Origin of the sequence: Allopusillimonas soli (assembly GCF_004153445.1) — a bacterium.
In the GTDB taxonomy this organism is placed as follows: Bacteria; Pseudomonadota; Gammaproteobacteria; order Burkholderiales; family Burkholderiaceae_B; genus Allopusillimonas; species Allopusillimonas soli.
In genome coordinates this window covers 845,797-857,311 of the sequence record NZ_SDQC01000002.1, presented here as the reverse complement: position 1 = coordinate 857,311, position 11,515 = coordinate 845,797, and the positions used below count along the sequence as shown (strand labels likewise).

Here is an 11,515-nt window from a genome sequence, read left to right as displayed (position 1 = left end):
CAGGACCGTGAAACGCCTTAGCGCCGATGATAGTGGACAGCTCGTCTGTGAAAGTAGGACATCGTCAGGCTCTTATTGCCAAAACCCCCGTGCCCAACCGGCTCGGGGGTTTTTTATTGCCCCCCGCCCGCTGCGGCGCCCCCGCGCCTGGCCGACTGCGACGGTGAGGTGCAGGCGCGCTCCTCCCCCAGGCGCTGGCATCCCTGATCTACGGCATTTTGGCTGAAGTGGCGTTCTAGATTGCGGGTAATGAGGATGGCGACAGCAGATTGATCCAGGCAACAGCGGCGCTGGATTTGTTCTTGCGGGGGCTGCTGGTCAAAACCCGAACCTGAGCCCGCCATAGAGCCAGGGCTTATGCGCCTAGGCAGGCCCGCCTTCGCCCAGATCCCAGTAGACGCCGGTCATGCCCAGCAACCCCTCTCGCAGTACGCCAGGCGGCAGATGCTCGTTTGGCGCATGCTGCGAGCAGCCGGGGTAGGAATGTGGCACCCAGACGGTGCGCAGGCCCAAGACATCGGTGAAGATATCATTGGGCAGCGACCCACCCAGGTTGGGCAGGATGGCGGGTTTTTTACCTGTGGTGCGCGCAAGCGATGCAACCGTCCATTGCACCCATGGATCGTCCGGGTCTATCCGGGTGGCCTGGAATCTTGTTTCGCCTGTTGATTCGATGCGCACCATGGGAAAGCCCTGCCGGTCCAGATGACGGCGCAGGGCGGGAACGATCTGATCGGGATCTATGCCGACCACGAAGCGCAACTGGCAGCGCGCCCAGGCACGCGGTGGAATCGCATTGACCGGGGTGGCCGGGTTGCCTGTCTTGAATGCCAGCACTTCAAACGAACACCAGCCGAATACGCGTTCCGCGGGCGTGAGGCCCGGTTCGCCCCATTCCGGCTCGATGACCGGGCCGCTGGTGCCGCCATCCACTTCGCAATCGGCCAGCGCCCGACGCACCGAATCGGGCAGGGAGTCAGGCACCCATTCAGGGATACGGATTTGCCCGTTGGCCGAGACGATACTGGCCAAGGCGTGGGCCAACTGTATGCCAGGGTTGGAAATCAGTCCTCCCCAGTTGCCCGAGTGGTGCCCACCTTCGCGGGCATCGATTACCAAATCGATGTTGAGACTGCCTCGCGAGCCAAGAAAAACTGTGGGTCGTTCGGCGTTCAACCGCGGGCCGTCCGATGCCAGCAGCATGTCAGCCTGCAGCATCTCGCGGTGCGCGTCACAAACGTCCCGCAGGCCCGGAGATCCGGTTTCTTCACCCATTTCAATCAGGTACTTGGCATTGAAATTCAGGCGGCCGCGCGTGTCCAGCACAGCACGCATGGCCTCCATGTTGACGGTATGCTGACCCTTGTTGTCCGCGATGCCGCGGCCATACCACATACCGTCTGATTCCGTCAGCGCCCATGGGCCGACACCTGCCTTCCACTCGGCATCCAGGCCGCGTATAACGTCGCCGTGGCCATAGCCGAGGACGGTGGGCAAGTTCTGGCCTTCCAGCCTTTCCGCGTATAAAAACGGTGCCTTGGCGTCGGGATGCGTCAGTGTCCTGCATGTAAAACCCATGGATTCGAAGGCGGGGCGCATTTCCGCGTCCAGGTACTCGGCGAGGACCTGTCCACGCTCGGGGTTCTGGCTTTCGGTGGGCATTGCAATACGGCGGGCCAGTGTTGCCTTGAATGTGCCGGAATCAAAACAGTCGGCGGTCTGCGAAAGCGCGCGTTCGCGTGTCACGATACAAGTCCTTGTTCAAGTGTTTGCGAATATAGATGGCAGGAAACCAGCGCCTCCCCATCCTGTGTGACGGCAGGGGCCTGCTGGTCGCAGCATGCCATGCGCTGGGCGCAGCGCGGATGGAAAGTACAGCCAGGCGGTGGATTGATCGGATCAGGGAAGGAGAGGCCCAGACCTATGTCGGGTATGCCCAGGCCGGTTTCAGGCGTCAGGACGGATGCCAGCAGCGCCTGTGTATAGGGATGGCGCGGCTGACCAAAAAGCGTGTGAGTGCGGTTGTATTCCACGACGCGCCCAAGATACATGACAGCCACATGGGTGGCGATATGTTCCACTACAGCCAGATTGTGGCTGATGAACACATAGGTCAGATTGAATTGCTCGCGCAGATCGAGCAAGAGGTTGAGAATCTGTGCTTGCACCGACACATCCAGGGCAGATGTGGGCTCATCGCACACGACGATGTCCGGGCGCATGACAAGGGCGCGTGCAATGGCCACGCGCTGGCGTTGTCCTCCAGACAGCTGGCCTGGTGTACTGTTGGCGTGGCGGGTACTGAGGCCGACGCGTTCCAGCATGTCCATGACCTGCCTGCGTCGTTCGGCCTGCGTGCCCAAGCCATGCACGTCCAGCGGGAACGCGACGATGTCTGCTACCATGCGGCGTGGATTGAGCGAGGAATAAGGATCCTGGAAAACAGGCTGGACGCGGCGCGACACCGATCGCCTGTCCATGGTGCGTATGTCCTGGCCGTCCAGCAGGATGGTGCCTCTGGTGGGCGGTGTGAGGCCCAGCAGCATGCGTGCGAGCGTGGACTTGCCGCATCCGGATTCACCGACGATGCCCAGCACGTCCCCGCGCTGAACGGCGAGATCGACGCCATTGACGGCATGCAGGGTCTGGCGAGGCCTGAACATCCCGGCATCCACGGAGAACTCGCGCACGAGATCCTGCGCCGCAAGCATTGCGCTCATGCTGAAACCTCCAGCGTTTCATGTATGCAGCGCCACCGCTGCCCATCCGGATTGCCTTGCACGGGGATTGCCTCGCTGCAACAGGGCTGGGCATAGGCACAGCGGTCCCGAAAGGCGCAGCCCTGCTGCGGCCCTATCAGGGAGGGCACCATCCCTGGAATCGTGCCCAGCTTGCCGCCCGGTTCGGTCCGTCCTGGTATGGGAATGCATCGCATGAGGCCAAGCGTATAGGGATGATGTGGTTCGCCGAATATGCTTGCCGCCTCGCCTTCTTCGACAATCTCTCCCGCGTACATAATGGCCACCCGGTCGGCGATGCGGGCCACGATACCCAGGTCGTGCGTGATGAGTATCATGGCGATGCCCAGTTCCGCCTGCAGATCCGCAAGCAGGCGCAGGATCTGTGCCTGAATGGTGACATCCAGCGCGGTGCTGGGCTCGTCGGCAATCAGCAGCTCAGGTCCGCACATCAAGGCCATGGCGATCATGACACGCTGGCGCAGTCCGCCTGAAAGCTGGTGGGGATACTGGCCCAGGCGGCGGCCGGCCGAGGCGATGCCGACTTTTTCCAGCAGCTCGATGGCGCGCTCGCGGGCCTGGGCCTGCGATGCCTGCCTATGCAGCATGTAATGCTCCATCAGTTGGTCGCCGATGGTGTAGGCCGGGTTGAGGGCGGTCATGGGCTCCTGGAAGATCATGGCCATCTTGTTTCCTCGCAAGGCATTGATCTGGCGCTTGCCTGCGGTTCGCATGTCCTGGCCCTGAAATGTAAAGCGGGTCACCGTGCGCTGGGCCTGACGGGGCAGCAGGCCCATCAGGGCGAGCGATGTCATCGATTTTCCGCAGCCCGATTCGCCCACCAGGCAAAGGGTCTGGCCACGCTTCACATCGAACGAGATGCCGCGCACCGCATGTAATACGCCGGCCGCGGTGTGGATATCCACCTGCAGGCCTTCTATGCTCAGAACAGTTTCTTCATCCTGCATGGTCAGGCGCGCTCCTCGGGAGTCAGGAAGTGGTGCAGGCCGTCGCCGGCAAGATTGATCGCGAAAATAAGCACGGCGAGCGCCGTACCCGGAATGGCGATCAGCCAGAAGGAAAAGAACATATAGGCCTTGGCCTCCGAGATCATCAGCCCCCACGAAGGCAGCGGCGGCTGCACGCCCAGGCCCAGAAAGGACAGGGCCGCCTCAAGCAGAATGGCGCTGGCGGCCTCCAATGTGGCGATCACAATAAGATGAGGAATGACATTGGGCAGGACTTCACTGAGTATGATGCGCAGCGTGGAGGCGCCGGCGGCCTGCGCCGCGGCCACATATTCCTGGGTGCGCACCTGTTGCGTCGCACCACGCATCACGACCGCGAAACGGTCCCATTTCAGCAGGCCCAGTACCCATATCACCACCCCCAGGGAGCCGCCCACGATGGCAACCGTGGCCAGCGCCACCAGTATCACCGGCATGGCCAGGCGTGTGGTGACCAGAAAGGAAACGAACATGTCGGTGCGGCCGCCGAAATAGCCCGCAAGCAGGCCCATGGTGGTGCCGATCGTGCCCGAAATGAGTGCCACGCTTGCCCCGATGATGAGCGATATGCGTGCGCCATACAGGAGCCGGGACAGATAGTCGCGGCCGAGCTGATCCGTGCCGAGCGGATGCAGCCAGGTGCCCTTGTCGTACCAGAAGGGCGGGGCATTGCGATAGGCAAGATCCTGAACATACGGGTCGTGGGGAGCCAGCCATGGCGCCAGCAAGGCGATCAGTACAATCAAAATGAGCAGGCCGCCGCCGACGGTGAGTGCGCGGTTGGCAAGCACCCGACGCCATAGCGGCTTGCGGCCATTGGTGGCGGGCGCGGGCGGCGAGCCTGCGGCGATGGTTGCGACGGGAGGGATGCCTGCCATATTTTTCACGATACCCGTATGCGAGGATCAAGCCAGGCATTGGCCAGATCCGCTGCCAATGTCAGCAGCACGTAGATGACGGACAGCAGCAACACGATGGACTGCATGACCGGATAGTCCTTGAAAGTAATGCTTTGGTAGGCCAGATAGCCTAGCCCGTCCAGTGCGAAAATGGTTTCTATGACAACCGAGCCGCCCAGCAGGTAGCCCAATTGCACTGCCGCCAACGCCACAACGGGAACGATGGCGTTGCGCAGCGCATGCTTGAATACCACACGCGACGCGGGCAGACCCTTGGCACGCGCCGTACGGATGTAGTCGGCGCTCAGTACCTCTATCATGCCTGCGCGTATCAAGCGCATGAAGGCGGGCGCCACGTAGTAGCCCAGCGCAATGGCGGGCATGACGAAGTGCTTCCAGGTATTGCTGCCCGACACGGGCAACACATGCCAGGTAATGGCCAACAGCATGATGAGAAGCAGAGCAAAGAAGAAGTTGGGCAGCGCCTGACCAAGCACGGCAATGGTCAGGCACAGGCGGTCTATCCACGAGTTCTTATAGATCGCCGCCAGCACGCCCAAGGGTATGGATATGAACAGGGAAAAAGCCAGGGCGCACAAGCCCAGCTTGACGGTGGTTGCCAGCTTTTCCAGGATCAGCGGCCCCACCGCCGTCTTGAAGTACACCGATGTGCCGAAGTCTCCGCGAACGATATGCCAGAGCCAGTCCGCGTACTGGACGACTACGGGCCGGTCCAGGCCGTAAGCTTTGCGTATCATCTCGATGTCGGATTGACGCGCGCCTTCGCCGGCCAGGGCAATGGCGGGATCGCCCGAAAGATGTAGCAGCAGGTAGGCAATGACGGACACCGTCAATGCCACCAGCACCGACAAGCCCAGCCGTTTCAGCATGTATATCGGCATGTGTTGGCCCTATTTTCCCGATTACCTTCTTATTTCCAGCTCATGTCCCAGAAGCGTACAAGCTCGTCGGGATAGGCCTTGAAGTTCACCTCCTTGTTGGCCACGTAATACACGGGCAAAGACCAGAGCGGAATGGCATAGGCATGGTCGGCGATCAGCGTGAGCGCCTTCTTGTACAGTCCGTTGCGCTTGTCCTCGTCTATGGTGGTATTGCCTTCGGCCAGCAGCTTCTGCACCTCCTTGTCGCCCGTGACGTCATCCGAGCCGCCGCCAAAATACACGGGGGTCGAGGCCGAAACGTCGTTCACCAGATTGGAGCCCCACGTCTGGTGCGTAAGCGATGCCTTGCCCGACCGTATCATGTCGCGCATGGCGGCATACTGAAGAAAATTGAGCTTGGCGTCGATGCCGACGGCGCGCAGATAGCTGATGATCGCTTCAGTCTGGTTGCGTTCGCGGTAGGCAACAATGCTGGTCTGGAAGCCGTTGGGATAGCCTGCCTCGGCCAGCAGTTTCTTGGACAGTTCGGGGTTGTAATCGTAGATGGGCGCCCCTTCGTGCGTGCACCCCGTCTGCGAGGGTGTGCAGATGGTTTCGAGCAGTTCGGCTCCTTCACCCACAATATTCTTGACGATGGCTTTGCGGTCGATAGCATGTGCTATCGCCTTGCGCACTCGCTCATCCTTGAGCTGCGGGGTGGGCGTATCGTCGCGGATGTTGATTTGCATGAAGACGATACGCATGGTATTGCCGCTCTTGACCTGCAGATTGGGCATGGACTTGAGCTGCTCGGCCTGGTCCTTGGGCACATGCATGATGAAGTCTTCTCCGCCCGATATGACTTCAGCCATTTGCGTCTGGCGGTCGGGAATGAAACGGATGACGACCTTGCCTATCGTGGGCTGGCGCTTCGGCGATTCCTTGAAGTAGTCGGGGTTGCGTTCCAGGGTGATGGATTTGCCGGGATCATAGTCGGTCACTTTGTAGGGCCCGGTGCCTACCGGCTTGGCGCTCATGCCCTTGGGGCCGACCTCTTTGTAATACTTGGCGGGGTGTATCGCCACTGTGGTCGAGAGAAACTCCTTGGCCGCGGGGAAGGGCTCCTTGCTAATCACGCGGACCGTGTAGTCGTCGATTTTTTCCGCATGATCGATCCAACTGACGTTCTGTTGCGTGGTGGCCTTGCTGGCGGGGTCCGATACGAAATTCAGGGTATAGACAACCGAATCGGCATTAAATGGTTCACCATTATGGAACTTGATGCCGTGGCGCAACTTGAATTCCAGCGTGCGGTCATCGATTTGCTTCCAGCTTTCCGCCAGTTGTCCCTTGTATTCGTTGGTGAGCGGATCGCGGTACAGCAGCGTATCCCAGACATTGGCCGCAATGATGACGCCGATACGCACGTTGTTGAAATAGGGGTCTATGCTTTCCGGCGCCTGGTCGTAGGCCATGCGCAGCGTATCGTCAGCCTTGTTGGCCAATGCCGGCGCACCGGCGCCCAACAGGCCGGCGGCAATGAGGCTGGCGGCCAGGCCGCGCAGGACGCAACGCCGGCTTGTTGTCATGGCATGCAGCAGTGATTTCATGTCTCTTCCTCCCTATGGCCTGACTGGCCTTGTATACAATCTGGCGCTTTATTGCGCCATGAACTAGTGAAGTATCGCAGCCCCGTCTTGCCTAATTGGACATGCTATGCATATTATGGGTACACAAAATAATTTTGTATACCACTAATCGACGACTAGGCAAGATCAGGAAAACGATGATGAAACTCGACGAAGCCATCGCCTTTGCACAGGCGCATGAGTCCACATGGGATCGCGATGCCAAAGGAAAATTCGGGGTGCACCTGAATGATCCGCCGCCATGGAACAGGCTGTACGGACCCATCCATTCGCGCGGCCCCGCGTCGGGTGTCGTGTTGCGCGAAGGCAGGGAGCTGGCCGCCTGGGGGGAGGCTGATCGGGCCGATCTGACATTCAGCGTGGCGAAGATGTACCTGGCGCTACTGGCCGGCGTGGCGCATGACCGCGGCCTGTTGCCCGATGTGGATGCGCGCATCGGCGAGCGTCTGCCGGGCATTGGCTTTGACGAAGGCAACAATGCCCACATCACATGGAAGCACATGCTGCAGCAGACCAGTGAATGGGAGGGTACGCTTTGGGATATCCCCGACCAGGCCGACCGCTATCGCGCGGTAACCTTCGGCACCCCGCCCGATGGCCGCAAGGGCGATCCGCGCCCATTGCAGGCGGCGGGTACCTACTGGGAATACAACGATGTGCGTATCAACCAGCTGGCACTGGCCCTGCTTCATCTATTCCAGCAACCGCTGCCGGAGGTGTTCCGCGAGGCGATCATGCGTCCGGTTGGCGCAACCGAGGACTGGCAATGGGTGGGGTACGACAATGCCTGGGTGCAGATCAACGGACGGCGCGTGCAATCGGTGACGGGCGGCACGCACTGGGGCGGCGGCATGTCCATCAGTGCGCGCAACCAGGCCAAGGTGGGGCAGATGCTGCTTGACGAGGGTATGTCGCAAGGCAAGCGCGTACTGTCCGCCGAATGGATACAGCAAATGCGCCAGCCCTGCGATATCGCTCCGTATTATGGCTATCTGATCTGGCTCAACCATGAGCGCAAGATTTTCCCCAGCCTGCCGGCGTCGAGCTTTTTCGGTATCGGTGCGGGCAGTTCTTTTACCTGGGTCGAGCCGGAGAGCGGGCTGGTGGTCATTGTGCGCTGGTTGGAGGCGAGCCACGCCAATGATCTATTCGCGCAAATATTGCAGGCCGTTGACAAGGCCTGAACCGAGGGGAGGCCCGCCGGCCGCAGTACGCGATACATGACGGTTGTGGCTGGCCGCCGCATCCCGTCATGCGTAGCGGATGCGGCGGGCGTCAGGGCAGTGGATCGGTGGCCAGGGCGCGCGCCAGTACGCGCGCAACGTGCAAGGCCTGCATGCCGCCGTGTTCTCCAGTGCCATCGGCTATCTGGTGTCGGCAGCTGGTGCCGTCGGCAACCAGCAAGGTGTCGGGCCCCGCTTTGCGCACGGCCGGAAGCAGCGACAGCTCGGCCATCTGCATGGACACATCGTAGTGCGATGCGTCGTAGCCAAAGCTGCCGGCCATGCCGCAACAGCTTGAGTCGATCAGCTCCACCTCCAAGCCCGGTATCAGCGCCAGGATGCGCTGGATCGGCTTGATCGCATCGAACGCCTTCTGGTGGCAGTGGCCATGCAGCAGGGCGCGCTTCTGGGGCAAGGCGGCCAATTTCAAATCCAGGCGCCCGGCGTCGAGCTCGCGGGCCAGGAATTCCTCGAACAGCAGCGCGTTTCGGGATAGTGCGTCAGCCTGCTCGCCCAGTCCCATGACCAGGAATTCGTCGCGCAGGCTGAGCAGACAGGAAGGTTCCAGACCCACCACGGGCACGCCCAGCTCCACATAGGGCTGCAATGCATCCACAACACGGCGGGCCTCCTCGCGCGCCTGATCGACCAGGCCACTGGCCAAGTAGGTGCGTCCACAACACAGCGGCCTGTTCGCATGCGCATCGCCGGATGCGGGGCGCGCCACATGAACGCGATAGCCCGCCGCCTGCAGAACATGCAGCGCCGCCAGCGCATTCTCCGATTCGAAATAGTTGTTGAAGGTGTCGGCAAACAGCACCACGTCCGCATGGCCCGGAGGCTGCGCCGCATCGCGGCTTGCACAGGCGGCGCGCGCCTGCGGCGAAGCAAGAAAAGTGTCGCGCCGCCAGGTCGGAAGGCTGCGCCGCGCGGAAAAGCCCAATAGTTTTTCCGTCAAGGATGCCGCGCCGGGCACGGTGTTGCGCAGATTGAACAGCCATGGCAGGCTGGCTGCCCAAGGCGCCCAATGCGGCAGGCTGGCGATCAGTCGGTCCTTGAGTTTCAGGCCATATTTTTTATTGCGCTGATTGAGCACTTCAATCTTCATGCGCGCCATATCCACGCCGGTGGGGCAGTCGCGCTTGCAGCCTTTGCAGCTGACGCACAAATCCAGCGCCTGATGTACCTGGGGAGATGTGAGTGCGTCCGGCCCCAAGAGCCCGGAGAGCGCCAGTCGCAACGTGTTGGCCCTGCCGCGCGTGAGATGCTGCTCGTCCCGCGTGACGCGATAGCTTGGGCACATGGTGCCCGCGTCGAACTTGCGGCAATGGCCATTGTTGTTGCACATTTCCACGGCCTTGGCGAAACCGCCGGTATTGTCACTGCCTGTACCCGGCGCGCTCACGATGTTGGCGGCCGGGTCGCTGCGCACATTCCAGGCAGACCAGTCCAGCGCGGGCTTGAATCCGATGGTGCGATAATCGGGAGGAAAGCGATAGAGCGCCGTGTCATCCATGCGCGTGCTGCGCACAATCTTGCCCGGATTCATCAAGCCATCGGGATCGAAGACATCCTTGATGTCCTCGAACGCCTGCAGCAGCCGCGGGCCGAACTGCCAGGCCACCCATTCGCTGCGTACCAGGCCATCGCCATGCTCGCCCGAGAATGCGCCCTTGTACTCGCGCACCATGGCGGCGGCTTCCTGTGCGATGGCCCGCATCTTTTGTGCGCCATCGCGGCGCATGTCCAGAATGGGCCTGACATGCAGCGTGCCCACAGAGGCATGCGCATACCATGTCCCGCGTGTGCCGTGTCGGGCGAACACCTCCGTCAGCCGGCGCGTATATTCGGCCAGGTGAGTGAGCGGCACCGCGCAGTCTTCAATGAAGGAAACCGGCTTGCCGTCCCCGCGCATGCTCATCATGATGTTCAGACCCGCCTTGCGCACCGACCACAGGGCCTGTTGGGCTGGCGCATCGGGCATTTCCACGACAGATCCGGGCAGCCCGAGGTCGGCCATGAGCGTGACCAGATCGGCGAGCTTGCGCAGATCGTGCTCGTGATCGTCGCTGGCAAACTCCACCAGGAGAATGGCCTGCGGCTCGCCGTTCAGGGCCTTGTCGATAACGGGCCGGAAAGCGGGGTTGTCCCGCGCCAGATCTATCATTGTGCGGTCCACCAGCTCGACCGCGCACGGCCCCAGTGCGACGATGTGGCGCGTCAGGTCCATGGCCTGATAGAAGGTGGGGAAGTTGACCACGCCCAGCACCTTGCTGCCGGGCAGTGGCGCAAGCTTCAGCGTGATCTGGCGCGTGTAGGCCAACGTGCCCTCGCTGCCGACCAGCAAATGGGCCAGGTTCAGTGTGCCCGGTGGGCCGTAGGGGCGCGGGCTCTGCGGATTATAGATATCCAGGTTGTAGCCGCCGACGCGCCGCAGCACGGCGGGTACCCGTTGCGCGATCTCGTCGCGCTCGCGCTCGGCAATGGCCTGCACGCGCTGCATGATTTCGCGCACCCGCCGCGGGGCGTCCGTCATGTCGTCGGCCTGCGTGAAATGCGCCGCGGTGCCGTCCATCAGTGTGACGTCCATGGCCAGCACGTTGTGCACCATATTGCCGTAGGCTATGGAGCGGGAGCCGCAGGAATTATTGCCAGCCATGCCGCCCAGCGTGCATTGGGCGGCCGTGCTCACATCCACGGGAAACCATAGTCCATGCGGTTTCAGCCAGGCATTCAAGTGGTCCAGGACGATGCCCGGCTGTACCGTCACCGTGCGTGCCTGTGCATCGAAGTCCACGATCTGATTCAGATACTTGCTGTTGTCGATGACCAGCGCGGCGCCAACAGTCTGTCCGCATTGCGATGTACCCGCCCCCCGGGCCAGCACGGGCACCTCCAGTTCACGGCACAATGCCAGCGCGGCCGCGATATCGTCAACATTGCGAGGCACCAGCACGCCGACCGGCTCGATCTGGTAGATGGATGCGTCGGTAGCATAACGGCCGCGGGATGCCGGATCGAAGAGAACCTCGCCGGCCACCGCTCGCCGCAGGCGCCCGGAGAGTTCTGCCTGGCGGCCATGTTCGGATGTGGCAAATCGGGGGTGCGGCGCGTTCAT

8 protein-coding genes are annotated in these 11,515 nt (G+C 61.7%); 1 reads left to right on the top strand and 7 read right to left on the bottom strand.

The genetic code is table 11. The annotated features are described in order from the left end of the window. Window positions 1-363 precede the first annotated feature (363 nt). Genes ERD78_RS09780 through ERD78_RS09755 form a run of 6 tightly spaced genes read right to left on the bottom strand, consistent with a single transcriptional unit; the run spans window position 364 to window position 7,135 of the window. Window positions 364-1,746, bottom strand: a complete 1,383-nt coding sequence (locus ERD78_RS09780; protein ID WP_129969054.1) for a M20 family metallopeptidase — start codon at window positions 1,744-1,746, stop codon at window positions 364-366. After that, window positions 1,743-2,720 carry an ABC transporter ATP-binding protein gene (locus tag ERD78_RS09775; RefSeq protein WP_129969053.1) on the bottom strand — a complete coding sequence of 326 codons (978 nt, stop codon included), beginning with the start codon at window positions 2,718-2,720 and terminating at the stop codon, window positions 1,743-1,745. The genes ERD78_RS09780 and ERD78_RS09775 overlap by 4 nt, the downstream gene beginning before the upstream one ends. Then, a complete protein-coding gene (locus tag ERD78_RS09770) occupies window positions 2,717-3,706 on the bottom strand; it encodes an ABC transporter ATP-binding protein (protein WP_129969052.1) in 990 nt (329 codons plus the stop codon). The genes ERD78_RS09775 and ERD78_RS09770 overlap by 4 nt, the downstream gene beginning before the upstream one ends. Window positions 3,707-3,708: 2 nt before the next feature. Beyond that, a complete protein-coding gene (locus tag ERD78_RS09765) occupies window positions 3,709-4,623 on the bottom strand; it encodes an ABC transporter permease (RefSeq protein WP_129969139.1) in 915 nt (304 codons plus the stop codon). Between the two features lie 5 nt (window positions 4,624-4,628). Beyond that, window positions 4,629-5,546: an ABC transporter permease gene (locus ERD78_RS09760; protein WP_129969051.1), complete on the bottom strand. Its 918-nt coding sequence runs from the start codon at window positions 5,544-5,546 to the stop codon at window positions 4,629-4,631. Window positions 5,547-5,575: 29 nt separating this feature from the next. Next, a complete protein-coding gene (locus ERD78_RS09755; protein ID WP_245152400.1) occupies window positions 5,576-7,135 on the bottom strand; it encodes an ABC transporter substrate-binding protein in 1,560 nt (519 codons plus the stop codon). A 176-nt stretch (window positions 7,136-7,311) separates the two neighbouring features. On the opposite strand from ERD78_RS09755, the gene ERD78_RS09750 reads away from it, so the two are divergent. Next, on the top strand, window positions 7,312-8,358 hold the full coding sequence (locus ERD78_RS09750) for a serine hydrolase domain-containing protein (RefSeq protein WP_129969050.1): 1,047 nt from the start codon (window positions 7,312-7,314) through the stop codon (window positions 8,356-8,358). 91 nt (window positions 8,359-8,449) lie between these two features. Here the strand turns inward: ERD78_RS09750 and ERD78_RS09745 are convergent, their stop codons facing one another. Further along, window positions 8,450-11,515 (bottom strand): FAD-binding and (Fe-S)-binding domain-containing protein, encoded by a 3,066-nt coding sequence (locus ERD78_RS09745; RefSeq protein ID WP_129969049.1) that lies wholly within the window; start codon window positions 11,513-11,515, stop codon window positions 8,450-8,452.